This is a genomic window from Aromatoleum sp., assembly GCF_032027225.1.
In the GTDB taxonomy this organism is placed as follows: Bacteria; Pseudomonadota; Gammaproteobacteria; order Burkholderiales; family Rhodocyclaceae; genus Aromatoleum.
Genome location: NZ_JAVSMM010000003.1, coordinates 159,610 through 176,766, shown reverse-complemented (window position 1 = coordinate 176,766; position 17,157 = coordinate 159,610). Strand labels below are relative to the sequence as shown.

At 68.8% G+C, this 17,157-nt stretch carries 10 protein-coding genes and 1 pseudogene; 3 read left to right on the top strand and 8 right to left on the bottom strand.

What is annotated here, in order from left to right:
- Together ROZ37_RS05620 and ROZ37_RS05615 are read right to left on the bottom strand one after the other, a co-directional pair.
- Positions 1-2,151, bottom strand: a complete 2,151-nt coding sequence (locus tag ROZ37_RS05620) for a hydantoinase/oxoprolinase family protein (protein ID WP_312658148.1) — start codon at positions 2,149-2,151, stop codon at positions 1-3.
- A 292-nt stretch (positions 2,152-2,443) separates the two neighbouring features.
- Positions 2,444-3,379: an AEC family transporter gene (locus ROZ37_RS05615; RefSeq protein ID WP_312658146.1), complete on the bottom strand. Its 936-nt coding sequence runs from the start codon at positions 3,377-3,379 to the stop codon at positions 2,444-2,446.
- A gap of 190 nt (positions 3,380-3,569) precedes the next feature.
- On the opposite strand from ROZ37_RS05615, the pseudogene ROZ37_RS05610 reads away from it, so the two are divergent.
- The 3 genes and pseudogenes from ROZ37_RS05610 to ROZ37_RS05600 all read left to right on the top strand — a co-directional run.
- Positions 3,570-4,763, top strand: a pseudogene (locus tag ROZ37_RS05610) (lytic murein transglycosylase); the annotation flags it as partial.
- Between the two features lie 1,060 nt (positions 4,764-5,823).
- On the top strand, positions 5,824-7,161 hold the full coding sequence (locus ROZ37_RS05605) for a sigma-54 dependent transcriptional regulator (protein WP_312658144.1): 1,338 nt from the start codon (positions 5,824-5,826) through the stop codon (positions 7,159-7,161).
- Between the two features lie 52 nt (positions 7,162-7,213).
- The gene (locus tag ROZ37_RS05600; protein ID WP_312658142.1) at positions 7,214-8,614 is read left to right on the top strand and encodes an acetate kinase; all 1,401 of its coding nucleotides are present in this window, start codon (positions 7,214-7,216) and stop codon (positions 8,612-8,614) included.
- 88 nt (positions 8,615-8,702) lie between these two features.
- Here the strand turns inward: ROZ37_RS05600 and ROZ37_RS05595 are convergent, their stop codons facing one another.
- The 6 genes from ROZ37_RS05595 to ROZ37_RS05570 all read right to left on the bottom strand — a co-directional run bounded on the left by ROZ37_RS05595 (position 8,703) and on the right by ROZ37_RS05570 (position 17,044).
- Entirely contained in the window at positions 8,703-9,749 is a 1,047-nt protein-coding gene (locus tag ROZ37_RS05595; RefSeq protein WP_312658141.1) for a hypothetical protein, read from the bottom strand.
- Between the two features lie 9 nt (positions 9,750-9,758).
- On the bottom strand, positions 9,759-10,448 hold the full coding sequence (locus tag ROZ37_RS05590) for a C39 family peptidase (protein ID WP_312658140.1): 690 nt from the start codon (positions 10,446-10,448) through the stop codon (positions 9,759-9,761).
- A gap of 10 nt (positions 10,449-10,458) precedes the next feature.
- On the bottom strand, positions 10,459-10,842 hold the full coding sequence (locus ROZ37_RS05585) for a hypothetical protein (RefSeq protein WP_312658139.1): 384 nt from the start codon (positions 10,840-10,842) through the stop codon (positions 10,459-10,461).
- Positions 10,843-10,907: 65 nt separating this feature from the next.
- Positions 10,908-12,464, bottom strand: coding sequence for a hypothetical protein (locus ROZ37_RS05580; RefSeq protein ID WP_312658137.1), 1,557 nt, complete (start codon positions 12,462-12,464; stop codon positions 10,908-10,910).
- Between the two features lie 381 nt (positions 12,465-12,845).
- A complete protein-coding gene (locus ROZ37_RS05575) occupies positions 12,846-15,899 on the bottom strand; it encodes an SMC family ATPase (protein WP_312658136.1) in 3,054 nt (1,017 codons plus the stop codon).
- On the bottom strand, positions 15,896-17,044 hold the full coding sequence (locus tag ROZ37_RS05570) for an exonuclease SbcCD subunit D (protein ID WP_312658134.1): 1,149 nt from the start codon (positions 17,042-17,044) through the stop codon (positions 15,896-15,898). Before ROZ37_RS05570 ends, ROZ37_RS05575 begins: the two co-directional genes overlap by 4 nt.
- Between the last annotated feature and the right edge of the window lie 113 nt (positions 17,045-17,157).

Genomic DNA, 17,157 nt, shown 5'->3' with positions numbered 1-17,157 from the left:
TTACTTCACTTCTTTGAGATGGAACAGGCGGTGCTTGTCGACCAGCGTCTCGAAGCCATCGGGCACGACGAAGGTCGTCGCATCGGATTCGATGATCGCGGGACCGACGATGTGATTACCGGCCTTCAGCGACTCCATCTTCCACAGCGCGGCATCGACCCATTTCTTGTGGCGGTAGAACGGGCGGGTGCCGAGATAGGCTTCCTTCGGCGGCGTCGGACCGCAGTCCGGGTCTTCCGGCAGCACCGGCTTCTGCGTGACGACCATGCCGCGCAGGATCGCGCCGGTGATCGAAAAGCCCAGTTCCGGCGAACGCGCCGAGCTCGCATAGACGCGGCCGTAGGTCGTCTCGAAGGCGTCGACGATGCGGTTCCAGTCGTCGGCGGTCGCCGCGGAGGAGACCGGCGAAACGATCTCGAGGTCGTTCAACTGCCCCATGTACTGCATCTTGTAGCCGGGGATCAGGATCACGTCCTCGGCCTTGTAGCCGTTGATCACGAACTCATCGACGACCTTCACCGCGAGCTCTTCCCAGGCTTCCTGCAGCGTCTTGCACGCGGCAGCCTTGTCGGCGTCCGGGGCGAACTGCGCGACGCCGAGGTCGACCGACTTGTCGTAGCGGTACTCGAAGTCCGCGCACGCGCAACCGAAGGCCGAGAAGCCCGCCGCCCACGCGGGCACGACGACGTCCTTGAAGCCGACGCCTTCGGTGTAGCCGTAGGTGTGCACCGGGCCGGCGCCGCCGTACGAGAAGCACGTGAACTCCGCCGGGTTGTAGCCCTTCGCGCTGATGTTGGCGCGCAGGTACTCGGACAGCGTCAGGTCGAGCAGCTCGATCACGCCGGCCGCCGCATCCTCGACCGACAGGCCGAGCGGATCGGCGATCTGCGCCTTGATGTGATCGCGCGCGCGCTGCACGTCGAGCTTGATCGCGCCGCCGAGGAAGTTGTCGGGGTTGAGGTAGCCGAGCACGACGTGACAGTCGGACACCGACACCGTGTCGAGGCCGCTTTCCGGCCAGCAGGTGCCGACGCGGTAGCCGGCGCTGTCGGGCCCGAGCTTGATCGACTTGCTGTACGGGTCGAGGCGCACGAAGCTGCCGGCGCCCGCACCGACCGAGTCCATCGCGACGAGCGGCAGCGACAGCACCAGGCGCGCCATGTCCGGGTCCGACTTGATCGCGAAGCTGCCCTTCGTGATCAGCGCGACGTCGAAGCTGGTGCCGCCGATGTCCGAGCACGCGATGTTCTCGTCACCGAGGCATTCGCCGAGGAGCTTGGAACCGATGACGCCGCCGATCGGGCCGGAGACGATCGTGCGCGCGAGCTCCTTCGCCTTCCAGCTGATCGTGCCGCCGTGCGTCGCCATCACGCGAAGATCAAACTTCGCGCCATGCTTCTTGAAGCGGTCGCTGACCTTCTTCAGCGTCTGGCGCGACGGCTCGGCGCCATACGCTTCGAGGATGGTCGTGTTCATCCGGTGGCTTTCCTTGCGCGACGGGTAGTAATCCACCGACGCGAACACCGGGATATCGACCTTCAGCTTAGCCAGCTCGTCCTTCACGACGTCGCGGGCGCGCTGCTCGCTGCTCTCGTTCTTGTGTGATTGCAGCAGGCAGATCACGATCGCCTGCGACCCGGCCTCCACCAGCTCGCGCGTGGCCTGGCGCACTTCTTCCTCGCGCAGCGGGATCACGACCCTGCCCTGCACGTCGGTGCGCTCGGTCACGCCGCGGGTGCGCGACACCGGCACCAGCGGCTCGTCGTAGCGGTGCGTATTGAGATGGATGCGATCTTCCAGTGCGTAGCCGAGGTAGCTCTGCAGCGCGCGGCCCATCGAATGGATCTGCTCGAAGCCGCGGTTGCAGATCAGGCCGACGTCGAGGCCCTTGCGCATCAGGATGCGGTTGAGCATCGCGGTGCCGGAATACACGCAGGTGACGAGTTCGGGATAGACGTCGTCCACGTCGCGGTCCCAGTGGGCCAACGCGTCGACCGAGGAGTTGTAGATCGCGAGCGACTCGTCGGCGGGATTGCTCTGGGCCTTGCCGACGACGAAACGGCCGTCTTCGCGGACGAAGAACGTATCGGTCATCGTGCCGCCGGCGTCGATGCCCATCACCTGTACCTGTGATGCCTGTAGGACTTCCATGGTTATCTCCATCTCCTCTTGATTAGCGAGTCGCCGAAGTACCGGCCCCCGCATGTCCTATTGCACCGGTCATGCCAGCGCGCGGTCGCTGCAATGCAGCAGGCATGCGAAGCGCGAGTCGAGAAGGGGATGGAGGAATCCGTTTCGCGTCGCACAAGAGGCGGCCGGACGGTCCGCCCGGACGGAAAACGGAGGCGCGTCCGGAAGTCGAACGTTCGCGGACGGAGGACGCGACGGTGAGCGGAGGGTATAGGGAGACGGCGGCGCGGTCGTCGCGGCGCCGATCGGGAAATCAGGTGCGCTGCAGGAACAGCAGCGCGGACAGCGTGAACACCGACACGACCGTCGACAGGAACACGACGGACGCCGAGGTTTCGAGGCTCGCGCCGTAGCGCTGCGCGAACAGGTAGGGCGTGACGCCGGTCGGCAGCGCCGCGAGCGTCACCGCGACGGTCGCCCACAGCGGCGGCAGATCGAACACCTGGCGCGCGAGCAGCCAGACGAGAAGCGGATGCACGATCGTCTTCAGCACGACCATCAGCATCGGCTCACGCAGGTTGCCAGCGAGCCGGTAACGGGTCAGCGACGCGCCGAGCGCGAACAGCGCGCACGGCGCGGCCGCGGCGCCCATGCTCTTCACGACCGCATCGAGCGGACCGGGAATCACCGCGCCGAGCAGCGCGAACGCGAGCCCGGCCGACAAGCCCCAGATCACCGGCGTCGTCGCAATACTGCGCACGAGCCCGAGGAGCAGCTTGCCCGGCGACTGCTTGCCGCCCTGCGCGGTCTCGATCAGCGCGGTCGTCGGCGGCAGCATGATCAGGCTGTGACAGGCGATCAGCACGAAGAGCGGCAGCGCCGCGGACGAGCCGTAGGCGGTGACGACCAGCGGAATCCCGAGCATCCCTGTGTTCGAGAAGCCGGCGCCGAGCCCGAGCACGCCTTGCTCGTCGAGCCGGCGCCCGAAGAGCACGCGCGCTCCGAGCATCGCGAGGCCGAACACGCCGAACGCGCCGAGGAAATACGACAGCAGGTAGCCCCACGGCAGACTCTCGGGCAGGTCCGCCTGCGCGATCGCGCGGAACAGCATCAGCGGCAGCGCGAAGTTGAACACGAACACCGACAGGCCGCGGTTCGCCGCTTCGTCGAAAAGGCCGAAGCGCGCCGCGCCGTAGCCCAGCGCGAGCGTGCCGAACACCGGCAGAATGATTCCGAAGATGATGTCCATGATGATGCGTTTCGTCCCGCGCCATCGCCGAAGGGCGGAACTCGCGGGGCGGCAAGGATGCCATAAGTCCTTGCGAATCGACTGCGTCCTTTGAGCGCGCACCATCCCGAAAGAACATGGCCTGTCTCCTGTTTCCCTTTTCTCGCGAATTGACCGTCCCGACCCCGATTTCCCTTTTCGCCCGCTGCCCATGACTCCGAAATCCCTGATCGCCCACTTCGCGCTGCTTGCCAGCCTGTTTCCGCTTCACGCCGCCGCGGACTCCTCGTTCGACGCCTGTCTCGCCGGTCTGCGTGACCAAGCGCCGGGACGCGGCGTCGCGGCCGAGACCTTCGACCTGCACACGCGCGGGCTCGAGCCGGATCTCGCCGTCGTCGGTTTTCTCGATTACCAGCCCGAGTTCCGCACGCCGATCTGGGACTATCTCGCCGGCGCGGTCGACGAGGAACGGGTCGCCGACGGCAAGGCGCTGCTACGCGAATGGGCGCCGACGCTGCAGGCCGTCGAGGCGCAGTTCGGCGTCGATCCGGCAACGGTCGTGGCGGTGTGGGGCGTCGAAAGCAATTTCGGGCGCAACTTCGGCAAACGCCCGCTCGTGACCTCGCTGGCGACGCTGTCGTGCTTCGGGCGGCGCCAGGACTTTTTCCGCGGCGAGTTCTTCACCACGCTGAAAATCCTCGAAGAAGGCGACGTCGACCCGACGCGCCTCACCGGCTCGTGGGCCGGCGCGTTCGGCCATACGCAGTTCATGCCTTCGACCTTCACGCGGGTCGCGGTCGACTTCGACGGCGACGGCCGGCGCGACCTGATCGGCAGCATCCCGGACGCCCTCGCATCGACGGCGAACTTCCTCGCGAAAGCCGGGTGGAATCCCGGCCAGGTCTGGGGCTACGAGGTCGCGATCCCGACCGGGCTCGACCCGGCGCTCGTCGGCCGGCGCAACAAGCGGCCGGTATCCGAGTGGATCGCACTCGGCGTCACCCGCGTCGACGGCAGCCCGATCGCCGACGGCGCGACACCCGCCGGTCTGCTGCTGCCCGCCGGCAGCCCCGGCCCCGCCTTCCTCGTCTTCCGCAACTTCGATGCGCTTTACTCGTACAACGCCGCCGAAAGCTACGCGCTCGCGATCGCGCACCTTTCCGACCGGCTGCGCGGCGCCGGCGACTTCGTGACGCCATGGCCGACCGACGACCCCCCGCTGTCGCGCGCCGAACGCCGCGAGCTGCAGACCTTGCTAGCGGCCCGCGGATATGCGATCGGCGAGATCGACGGCATCGTCGGGTCGGCGACGCGCGAAGCGATTCTCGACGTGCAGCAGCGCTACGGCTTCGAGACTGACGGTCGCGCGGGCGCGAAACTGCTCGAACAACTGCGGCGCGACGCGGTTTCGGCTGCTCCGCCGGCCGAGGCCGCTCGGCCGCAGACCGTTCCGCCGCAAATCGCGTCGCCCGAAACCGCAGCGACCGAGCCCGCTTCACCACGGTCCGCGTCGCCCGAACCTGCCTCGCGGGAGACCGCCGTACGGGCGACCACCTCGCACGAATTCGCATCGTCCGGCACCGCATCACCCGCGACGACCTCGGCCGACAGCACGCCACCCTCGCTCCCTTCACCCTAGCCCGGCCGCTGCCGCCGATTTACCAGGCTGTTTGTCGGCCTTTCTTACAGGGTTTTTCCGGATATCTCTCCGTACGGCTGCCCGTCCGACCCGCGTTCCCCGCTGGTCGGATGGGCGTCGCGCATGATTCCGGCTGGATACATCTTCGGCTGAACCGAGTACGCACTTTGCGTTCCCGCCGCTTCGGCCGGGCAACCGGACAGGAGCCGCAAGCCTTCCGCGTTACCTGCAGTACCGCGCTCGATACACGGTCTTCCCGGCCGATCGCTGTCGGTGTTTTTGACAACCTCGCCTCGCGTACCCGATTTGGATTACCGCCGGCCGTGCGCGGCAATTCGCCTGCCTCCGCTTTGGCCGATTTCCGCTGAAGCGCTGCGGATCGCCGTTTCCTGCGGCGACCCGCAGCGGTCCCGCCGTCCTGCCGGATCGTCGCGGCGACACCACGGCGCACGAGGCGACAACGATCAAAGCCGTTCGGCAAAGGCTCGCCCTTCCGTCCCACGAATCGCGCGAAAAGCCGTGCCGCTGCGGCCTCCCGGAGCAAACAGGGCGCGAGCGCCGTCGACCCGCGAAAACCTTCCACCGGCTTTTCGGCATGACGGCAGGGGCCGGACGCTTGCCACCGGGTCAATCCTGCTGGGCTACTTCCCGAATCGCTGAACGCGCGCCCGACAACGGACCAAGCGCCGCCGCAGTCGTGCGGGCAAATTTCCCCCGTCGGTGGCGCTTCCATTCGAGCTGGCACGTTCGTTGCTGACGATTGTTTTCGCCGCTCTGACACCGCGGCCGCTCCCGCAGATGTCACCCGGAAGAGAGGAATCAGTCGATGGCGAAACGCAAGGGCTTGCTCCTGGATCAGACCGGCGACGTCGGCAAGGCACTCAAGACGCTCGGGTTGTCCGACTGGGAATTCCAGCCCGTCAGGACCATCGACGAAGCGAGGAAGACACTCGCCGCGGACTCGCCGCTCGTCGGCCTCGTCGTCTTCGATTCGGCGCATCCGTGGCCGGCGCGCGAGATGGAGACGCTGGTGTCGAGCTACGACGTCGAATGGATCGCCGTGCTCGGCGCCGACCTGCTGCGCAACCAGAGCCATGGCCCGATGATCCTGCGCAGCTTTCACGATTTTCACACGCTGCCGCTCGACCGCCAGCGCCTCGACGTGACGCTCGGCCATGCTTATGGCAAGGCGGCGATCTTCAAGTCCCTCGACGACCGGAACGCCAACGACGACGAGGGCCGTTTCGGGATGACCGGGCGGCACCCGAAGATGATCGAGCTGTACCGACAGATCGAGAAGATCGTCACCGTCGACGCCCCGGTACTGATCGGCGGCGAGTCGGGCACCGGGAAGGAGCTCGTCGCCGCTGCGATCCACCGCCATTCCGAGCGCGCGAAGCGTCCGTTCGTGACCATGAACTGCGGCGCGATCCCGTCGAACCTGATCCAGTCCGAACTTTTCGGCTACGAGCGCGGCGCCTTCACCGGCGCGAGCCAGCGCAAGATCGGCAATATCGAGGCGGCCAACGACGGCGTGCTCTTCCTCGACGAGATCGGCGACCTGCCGCTCGACCTTCAGGCGAACCTGCTGCGCTTCCTGCAGGAAAAGACGATCGTCCGCGTCGGCTCCACCGAGCGCCTGCGGGTGAACGTGCGCGTCATCGCGGCGACCCACGTCGATCTCGCCCGCGCCGTCGAAGCGGGGCAGTTCCGCGAGGACCTCTACTACCGGCTCAACGTGCTGCACCTGAAAGTGCCGCCGCTGCGCGATCGCGCGAGCGACATTCCGCTGCTCGCCGACCGCATCTTCCACGAGCGGCAGCACCAGAAGAGCCCGCAAGTGCGCGGCTTCAGTTCCGAGGCGCTGCACGCGATGCGCGAATACACATGGCCGGGCAACGTGCGCGAACTCATCAACCGCGTGCAGTACGCGATGCTGATGACGGAAAACAAGCTGATCGGCGCCGCGGACCTCGGCATTCCCGCGCCCGAAGTCGCGGGCGGCAACCCGACGCTGGACGAGGCGCGCGCGACGGTGGAGAAGGAAATCATCGTCCGCAACATGCACAAGTATCAGAACAACGTTTCCGAAGTCGCGCGCCAGCTCGGCATCTCGCGCGTGACGCTGTACCGGATGATCGACCGCCTGAAGATCGATTTCTAGCACGTCGAAGAACGGCCGCTTCGTGCCGCACGGACACAGAGGGGAGGTAGCGATGAAGATGGGAAAGTCGCGGCGACGGGCCGCATTCGGCAACGGCCTGGCCGGGATCGTGCTCGCCGCGTCGGGCAGCTTCGCGCACGCCGAGCCGGACGCGCCGCCGACTTCGGTCGATTCGTTGAAACAGCGCGTCGAGGAGCAGAGCCGGCAGATCGAGCTGTTGAAGCGCAGCCTCGCGGAGCAGCAGGCGGTACTCGATCAGATGCGCCGCTCGCTCGACATCGGCGGCCTCTCGGGTCGCGGCCCGGCGCCTTCCGCGGCGACCGAGTCCGCGACCAGCACGGCGACGGCAACGCAGAGACCCGCGGCGGTCGCGACGTCGCCCTCGCCCGCCCCGGCCGTCGCGAACGCGCCGTCGAACCCCGTCAGTCCGGCAGCTCCCCGCCCGCAGCAGATCGCACAGGCGCCGAAGCCGGTGGGTCAGGCGCCGGAGCGCAAGGACACGAATCGCCCGCCGCCGGTCGCGCCGATCTTCGAGCAGCCGGGCGTGCTGACGCCGCGGGACACGTGGATCGTCGAACCTTCGCTGCAATACGCCTACTCGTCGAGCAACCGCATCGCGCTGATCGGCTATACGATCATTCCGGCCTTGCTGATCGGCCTGATCGACGTGCGCGAGGTGAAGAGCAATTCGCTGATGGCGGCGGTGACGATGCGCCGCGGCATCACGAACCGGTTCGAGCTCGAAGCGAAGATCCCGTACGTCTATCGCTGGGATTCGAGTGTCAGCCGCGAGGTTGCGACGGGCAGCGCGAACCCCCAAGTCTTCGACACCGACGGGAAGGGCCTCGGTGACATCGAACTGACGGGCCGCTATCAGCTCAACGACGGCGGCGCCGACAAACCGTATTACATCGCGTCGTTGCGGTTCAAGACGCGCACCGGCAAGGACCCGTTCGAAGTCGAGGTCGACCGGACGGTACGATCTACGACCGGCGGAACAGGACTTCAGACCGAAATACCGACCGGCTCGGGCTTTTATTCGCTCCAGCCCGGCCTCACCGTCCTGGTGCCGTCGGACCCGGTCGTCTTCTTCGGCGGGGTGAGCTACCAGTACAGCTTCAAGCGCGACAACGTGAAGCAGAAGACCAACGAAGGAAGCCTGCCGCTGGGTGAGGTTCAGCCGGGCGGCGCCTTCGGTTTCAACTTCGGCATGGGTCTGGCGCTGAACGAGCGCTCGTCGTTCAGCATCGGCTACGACCACCTGTCGGTCGGGAAAGTCAAACAGAACGGCAGCACCGCAGCGACTTCCGTCCGCGTCCAGCTCGGCACCTTGCTGCTCGGGTACTCGTACCGGCTCGACGCGCAGCGCACCCTGAACCTGTCGCTCGGCGCCGGCCTGACAGCCGACACCCCCGACGTCCAGCTCACGTTGCGGATGCCGATCACGCTCTGAGCGCTTCGGCGCTCGGACTTCCCGGCTCGCGTTCGCCGCGCGGCCGCCGCCCCACTCCTGGCGGCGGCCGCGTCGCGATCGCAAGGCTTCATCGCAGCAGCGACGAATTCACCGCGTTCCGCAGCGATTCCCCGAAGCGGTTCGCCTGCAGCATCTGCAGGCTGTTCACCTGCGCGTTGACCGTCGTGACGGTCTGGATCTTCTGGTTGTCGAGGCTGTTCTGGATCACCGTCGCGAACGCCCCGGAGGCGAGCGCGCCCGCGTCGAAAGTGTTGTTCGGCCCGTTCTGGATCACCGCGACGCTCGTCCCGACGGGCAGCGGCGCGACTCCCGCCGCGCCACCGACCAGTCGGCCGAGGTCGGCGACATTCAGCGTCGTCGTGCTCGACAGTTCGCCGTTGATGTAGACGACCCGTTCGATGCCGAACGACAGCGCCAGCCCGCCCGGCGTCTCGAACCCGCCGCGCAATTCGCCGAGCGTATCGTCCGCAACGAGTTGGCCGGCGAACAAGGGGAGCGCGTCGCCCGCTGCGGCGGCCGCGGATCCCGTGGCGGACAGTCCAGCGAAGGGGTCAGGGGCGACCTCGGTCGCGGGCTTGGTCGGCACCCGGACCGGCGGGTCCGAAAGGCGCGGAACCGCGTTCTCGCCGCCCCCCTGCACCGCCCGCTCCGGGTCCGGCACGGCAAACACCGTCGCCACCGCCGCGACGTTCTGCGTCGGGGACGATGTTCCCGCCCGTTCGACAGCCGCCTCCCCGACCGGACCGACGCCGGCCGGACCGGGCTTTGCCGACAGGTCCGCTTCGGCAAGCGGCTCGAGCGACAGCACGTACTCGGCGACGACGCGCGAGATCGCGCCCGGCCGTTCGCCGGCGCTGGCGGTCACCGCTACCGCATCGAGCACGCCCGGGTGCGGCCTGCAGCCGATTCCTTCCGCATCGAGCGGCCAGTCCGCGAGGGCCAGCAATTCGGCCGGCGGCATTTCTCCCGCGCACAGCGCCGGAAAGAAGCCCACGACGACATCATCCGCGCCCTGCGCATGCTCGAAGACACGCAGCGCAGGCACCGAAAGGCCCGCTCCGGTCACTGCGAGGGCGACCAGACCGGCGATGTGGTTTTTTTGCAGGATGATCATCGGATGGAGTCAAAAATCCATCGGCCCGCGACGCAGCAGCATGACGTCGGCGCCGCTGCCGGCACCGAGTGCGTTGCCGATGGGCGCCTTCGGTCTCACGCTCCAGTCCCGCTCGTTGTTGAACTGCGCGAGATCGACCCGATTATTGATGACGAGCAGGATGCCGTTGGTCCAGTTCTTCTCGAAATCGCTTCGCGCGAGCACCCGCGTACCCATCGCCGGGTCTCCAATGACGACCCGGCCGTCGCGCACGCCCTTGATCACGACGAAATGCGAATAACCGTTCTCCCGCACGAGTGCGATCGCCGGCACCTTGGCCGCCGCCAGTTGGTCGAGGTCGACCTTCACCCCTTCGGCGCGAAAACCCGTGCCGTCGAGGTACAGCTTCATGTCAAGCATAGAGAAACCTTCGCGGCGGATCTTCGCCTGATCGCCGCGCTCGTACATCTGCTTGAACACCGCGACTTCATCGACGTTCTTTCCGTACTGGTGTGTCAGCAAGGTCGCCACGGCGGCCGAACCGCAACTGAAGTCGTATTGCTGGCGAATCGTAGAAAGGAAGCGCGTGCCCTTGAGACTCGTGATCGGCACGGTGTAGCTTCCACCTCCCGGGGCGAGCATCTGCGGCGCCCCTCCGAAAGCGGTCGCGCACAGACATTGCGCGAGGGCGATCGATGAGAGCAGACGGCGGACATCCATTGCGCCCTCTTCATTTCATTTCGAGATTCACGATCGTGGCGTTCTGGATCAGCACGCCATTGCCGCTGTTCTGGATCACCATCGGGATTCCGCTGGCGCCGGCGAGCGCACCTTCCGTGATCGTGTTGCTGCCGGTAACGGCGTTCAACACGCTGACATCGTTCACCGTGCCCACGGCGCGGATCTCGCTGAGGTGCGTGTCCGCTCCGCCGCGCTTGTCGGCCAGCTCCGCGTCATCCACCGCGGGGCTCACGAACAGCACTTCCGTCGTCGCCGGCACGAGCGTCTCGACGACGGCCTCGTGAGGCACGGCTTCGTCCGCCCACGCGCGGGCCGTTCCGCCCGACGCGACAACCGCGATTCCCAAGGTCAGCAGGGGCAGTACCTGTCTCATGGCTCGACTCCTCGGCTGCAACAGCAAGGCCGGAGGGACACGCCCCCCGGCCCGATGAACGTCGCTTATTGAACCGTCAGGTTCGCCTGGACATTCACGCTTTGCTGCACGAGCGAGCCCATCCCGGTGTTCTGGGAAACGGCATTGATACCGGCGCTGTTCGCGAGGCTGCTGCCGCTGATCGTGTTCGACAGGTTGAACGTGCCCGCGTCGACCATCAGCGAACCGCCTGCTCCGCCCGCACCGCCGGCGCCGCCTTCGCCCGTTCCGCCATTGCCGGCAGCCGCGGTGTTCGTGCCACCGTCGCCGCCCGCGCCGGCAGTGTTCGTGCCGCCGTTGCCGCCATTGCCGCCGTTGCCGCCGGTCGCATTGCCGCCGGCCGCGTTGCCGGCCGTCGCGGTCCCGGAGGTGCCGCTGCCGCCGGTCGCATCACCCGCAGTCGCTGCGCCGCCGGTTCCGTTGCCCGCCGTCGCGCTGCCCGCGGTGCCTGCGCCGCCCGTCCCGGTCCCGGCAGTCGCGTTGCCCGCGGTCGTCGTGCCGCTGGTCGCCGATCCGCCTGTGCCGCCCGCACCCGCGGTGTTCGTCGACGTGCCGCCGGCTCCGCCGGTGCCGCTGCCGGCCCCGCCGGTCGAAGCGGTGTCGCGGTTGGTACCCGCGCCGCCGCCGGTGTCGAGCCCGCCTGCGCCCCCGGAGGCGCTCGCGCTCGACGAACCCGCTCCGCCCGGCCCGTCGCCGTTGCCACCGCTCGCCATCGCGTCGCCAGCCGCTCCGCCTTCCGCGCCGGTCGCAGCATTCGCCGCGCCGCCAGTCGCGCCGCCGGCATTCGCTGCGCCTACCGTCGCGACACCGCCTGCCGCCGCACCACCATTCGCAGCGCCGCCGGCGCCCGCACCTGCCATCGCGGTGCTGCCCGCCGCGCCGCCCCCGGTACCGGCACCGCTCGCCGCCGCTCCGCCGGTCGCAGCTCCGCCGTTCGCCGCGCCACCCGCCGCGCCGTTAGCGCCACCGGCGCCCGCTGCACCGCCGCCGGTTCCGCCCGCTCCGTTCGCCGAGCCGCCCAGCCCCTGGCCACCGGCGCCACCGTTGCCGGTTCCGCCCGCGGCACCGTTCGCGTTGCCGTTGATCGTCGCGATGTTGCCGAGGTTATTGACCGAAATCCCGCTAACCGCACCCGACAGTGATGACGAGGCCGTCACGGTCGTCGTGTTGAAGGCGTTCGTGAAGGTGGCGGTGGACGTGCCGCCATTGTTCGCGGCGGCGGTCCCGGTACCGCTCGCCGAGGCGGCGGAGTGGTCGGAGTTGTCGGAATTATCCGAATTGTCGGAGTTGTCGGAATTGTCGGAGTGGTCTGAGTTGTCCGTCGTGGAGTTGTTCGAGCTGTCGGCCAACGAATTGTCGTTCGTCGAGCTGTTCGAATTGTCCATCGTCGAATTGTTCGTGTTGTCGGTCGCGTTGGAGTATTCGTTCGCCTGCGGGCCTGGCCCTCCCTGCGTCGACGTCGCGGTCGCGGTCTGCGTGTTGTCGCGGGTTACGTCGTCCACATTCGTCGTCGGGTTGGCCCAGGCCTGCCCGGCCACGCCAAAGGCAAGTCCAATCGCCACTGAAATCAACGTTTTTCTCATTGCGCGTTCCCCTTGCAGAGCCAAAGCCGGCACCATGCCAGGCCCGGTACCCGGAGCATCAGCAAGAGCTGCGCCAACTCGAAAACAATGCGCAAACTATTGTTTTAAATTAAGTTTTTTATTTGGATCCGCGCACCGGCTCTGGATCGACGCGAAAACTGTTTAGCTTCTGTACAGGGATGCAGTGCAGCACTGACGCGCCGTCTGAAGATTACGGCGTTAGTCATTGATTTCCTGGCGATTTATCGATTTTCGCCCCACGCTGGGGCGTTTCACGGGTGAAACACTGCGGCGTAAAGGCAACTGGCCCATGTCGCGGAATGGGGCGTGAAGCAAGGGAAGAGCGGTTTGTGCGGTCAGCGGTCAGCGACTCCAGGCGGCTCAGCGGCAGATCTGGACTTCGCTGCCCCGCGCTCCGGCGCGGACTTCGAGTCGCACGTCCATCCGCTCCTTCAGCTCGGCGACGTGCGAGATCACGCCGACGAGCCGGCCGGCCTGTTGCAGGTCGATCAGCGTCCGCAGCGCGAAGTCGAGACTTTCGGGGTCGAGCGTGCCGAAGCCCTCGTCGATGAAGAGCGTCTCCATCTGGATGCCGCCGGCACGCGACTGCACGACGTCGGCCAGCCCGAGCGCGAGCGACAGCGACGCGAGGAAGCCCTCGCCGCCCGACAGCGTGTTCGCCGGTCGCGCGGTGCCGGTGAAGTGGTCGAACACTTCGAGTTCGAGGCCCCCGGCCGTGCGCTGGTCCAGCACGCCGACGACGCGGCGCAGCTCGAAGCGGCTGCGGCTCATCCGCGTCAGGCGCAGGGACGCCGCTTCGAGCACCTCGTCGAGCAGCGTCGCGAGGACGAAGCGCTGGAAGGTCATGCGCAGCGGGTTCGCGCCGTTCGCGACTTCGGCGAGACGCCCGAGCACCGCATAACGCGCATCGACGTCCTGCCCTTCCGCGGCGAGCGCCGCGAGCGCAGCCAGCGCGCGGTCGACGGCGCCGATCTGTGCGGAGAGCTGCTGGAGCTGCGCGAGCAGCCTTTCGAGCACCGCGGCGGATTCGGCGCACTCGCGTTCGAGCGCGACAAGATCGGGCGCGGCGAGTCCTTCAGCCGCCGCGCGTGCCCGCGCGAGGCGGTCGTGCACGGCGGCGGCGGTCCGGTCGTAGTCGGTGACGTCGCCTTCCAGCGCCCGCAGCACCTCCTGCGCACGCAGCGCGCCGCGATAGTCGGGGTCATCCGGGAAACCCTCCGCAGCGAGCGCGGCGACGAAACGTTCCCGGGCGAGCTCGAACGCCTCCTCGGCCCGCGCGCGCTCGCCCGCGGCGCCCCTGTGCGCCGCTTCCGCCGCTGCGACGCGCGCGGCAGCCTGTTGCTCGCGCCGCCGCATGGCTTCGAGCGCCGATTCGAGCGCCTTGCGCTGCGCCTCCACGGTGTCGATCGCCTTGCGAAGCGCGGCCGGGGAGCGCAGCTCTTCCGGCACGCTGTCGTGCAGCAGCCGGACCTCGCCCTCCGCTGCGGCAGCCTTCGTCGCCGCCTCGACGCGCGCGGCGTCGCGACTCGCGAGCAGCGTTTCGCCGCGTGCGATCGCGGCCTTGAGCTGCGCGACCTGTTCGGCGAGCGCCTTCGCCGTGCCTGCCGCAGCCTCCGCTTCCGCAAGTTCGCGCCGGAGCCGGACGAGCCGCGTGTCGACGACGTCCGCGGTCTCGGGCGCGTCTTGCAGCGCGTGCTCGAGATCCGCGAGGCGCGTGCGCGCCTGCACGCACGGCCCTTCCGCCTCCTGCCGTTTCCGCAGCGCCGCGTCGCGCGCCGCCTCGGCTCGGCGTGCCGCGTCGCGCGATGCGTTCAGCGTCGACTCGTCGACGACGGCCTCGGCATCCGGAGCTGCGTGAGCCGGCGCGGGATGATCGCGGCTGCCGCACACCGGGCACGGCGCGTCGGCAACGAGCGATGCCGCAAGCTGCGCGGCCCGGCCCGCGACCCAGCGAAGTTCGACGTCCTCCCGCGCAGCGCGAGTGGCGACGAACTCGCGCTCCGCAGCGGCTGCGCGCTCCACCGCCGCGGCGAAGGCCTGCTCGGCCCGTCCCGCCGCCGCGCGGACGTCGACGAGCCGCGTGAGCTGTTCGCGCTTCGATTCGGCGAGCCGGATCTGCAGGCCGAGCGCTTCGACTCGGGTCGCGGTTTGGTGCAGCGCGTCCACGCTACGGCTTCGTTCGACCGACAGTTCCCGCTGCCGCTCGAGTTCCACGGCGAGCCCCTTGACCTCGGTCGTCAGTTGCACGCGCTGCCGCTCCGCCGCCTGGTGACGCTCAACCGCCGCGGCGAGCCGCGCGACCTGTTCCGCGAGACCGGCGAGTTCCGCCGCCCGGCGCGCGGCCGCTTCCCGCTCGGGCTCGCGCGCAAGTTCGGCGGCGAACGCGGCCCCGGCGAGCTCTCGCGCCTGCGACGCCGCGCGCAGCTCCGCCTGCGCGTCGCGCTCGCGTCCCGCTGCCGCCTCGCGCGAGCGCTGCGCTTCGGCGAGCGCGAGATCGAGCGGGCGCACGCGCTCGGCCCGGCGCGCGGCGTCGATCTCGCCGCGCCGCCGGTCGATGTCCACGCGCCGACTGTCGACCTGCGCTGCGGCCGTCGCCGCGTCCGCCGCTTCCTTCAGCGCCGCCTGCGCGAGACGCCCCCCTTCGAGCCGTTCGCGCGCCGCTTTCGCCCGCTCGCGCGCGGCCCGCTCCTGCGGCTGCAGCGCGCTGCGGTAGGCGTCGAGTTGCTCACGTCGCTCGTTAAGCGCCTCGGTCGATTCGGCGTCCGCCTGCTGCAGCACCGCCTGACGTTTCGCCGCAATCGTCTTCGCCTGCTCCTCGACCGCGCGCGCCTCGCGTTTGAGCGCGTCGCCGAGTTCGCGGTAGCGCTCGGTGCGGAACAGCGCCTGCAGGATCGCCTCGCGCTGGTCCGAGCGCGCGCTCAGCAGTTCGCGAAAACGCCCCTGCGGCAGCACGATCACCTGCCGGAACTGGACGCTGTCGAAGCCGAGCCGGCTCTCGATCGCGGCCGTGACCTTGCCGGGCTGAGTCGCGACGCTCGTCCAAGTGTCGCCGTCGAGGCGATCGAGCTGCGCCGTCGCCGGCGCTTCGGTGTGGCCGGCGCCGCGCTGCTTCGGGCGCCGCTGCGCCGGCTGCCGGGTCACGCGGTAGCGCTCCGCGCCGAGCGCGAAGGTGAAACGGACCTCGGTCGGCAGCGCCGCCGCCGCGTGATCGCTGCGCATCGCGCGAGGATCGCGTTCTCCTCCGGATGTATCGCCATACAACGCGAAGCACAGCGCATCGAGCAGCGTCGTCTTGCCCGCGCCGGTCGGCCCGTGGATCAGGAACAGCGCGCGCTCGCCGAGCGCGGTGAAATCGACCGTCTGGCGCTCGGCGAACGGCCCGAACGCCTGCATCGTCAGGATGAGCGGCTTCATTGCGCCTCCCGCCCGGCAACTTCGAGGCGGTCGATGACCGCGAGCAGCGCGTCGCGCGCCGGATCGGCAAGCGGCTCGCCGGTGACTTCGCGGAAGAAATCGCCGAAGAGCTCGCCGGTGTCGAGTTCGCGCTGCCGCTGCGCCGTGCTTCGCGTGACGCCGGCCTGAGCGAGAACCACGCGCTCGCAGCCGAGCACGTTCGGGTAGACCTCGCGCAAGCGCGCGACCGGGTCGAGCAGCGCGCCGGCGTCGGTCAGCGACGCGAACACGTAATCCTCGCGGGCGCCGTCGTCCCGCCCTGCGGCGATCAGCGTCGCGAGGTCGCCGCGGATCAGGCGCAGATCCCGCCGCGGCGTCAGCGCGACGGGCTCGACGCGGACGTCCCCGCGCGCGCCGAGTTCGACGAGCGACACGCTCTTGTCGTGCCCCGCCTCCGACAGCGAATACTTCAGCAGCGATCCCGAGTAGCCGATGTGGTCGGCGCCGAGCCGTTGCGGCCGGTGCAGATGGCCGAGCGCGACGAAGTCGAAGTCGGCGAAGCGCGCGGCTGCGACCGCGCCGCTGCCGCCGACCGAAAGCGGACGCTCGGACTCACTCGACGCCGCGCCGGCGACGAATGCGTGCGCGAGCACCACCGAGCGGTCGGCCGTGCGGTGAGCCGAGCGGATCGCATCGAGCTGGCGGCCGAGCGCGACGTCGTGATCGGCAGTCTCGAGCGCGAACGCGTCGCGCACGACCGCGGGCTCGGAGTACGGCAGCGGATAGACGACGACGCGGCCGTGCGCGTCGTCGAACGCGATGCCCTCGACGTCCGCGCGCGGCCGGCTCGCGATCGCCAGCCCGCGCGCGGCGAGCAGGCGCGAGCCGAAGCCGAGCCGATCCGGGCTGTCGTGGTTGCCGGCGATCAGCACCACCGGCACGCCTTCGCCGATGACGATCCGCGACAGCGTGTCGTCGAGCAGATTCACCGCTTCGGGCGGCGGCACCGCGCGATCGTAGACGTCGCCGGCGATGAGGACGGCGTCGGGGCGGGTGTCGCGGACGAGCGCGACGAACTGGTCGAGCACGTGCGCCTGGTCATCGACCAGCGAACGCGCGTGAAAGAGACGGCCGAGATGCCAGTCGGCGGTGTGCAGGAAACGCAAGGGAAAAGCTCCGGACGGGGCAGGCGCGGATCATCGGCTGTCGCGGGCGTCCTTGGCAACCCCGCCGGCCCCTCGGCGCGACGCCAGCGATCGCCTCCTGCCGAAGGCGGGCA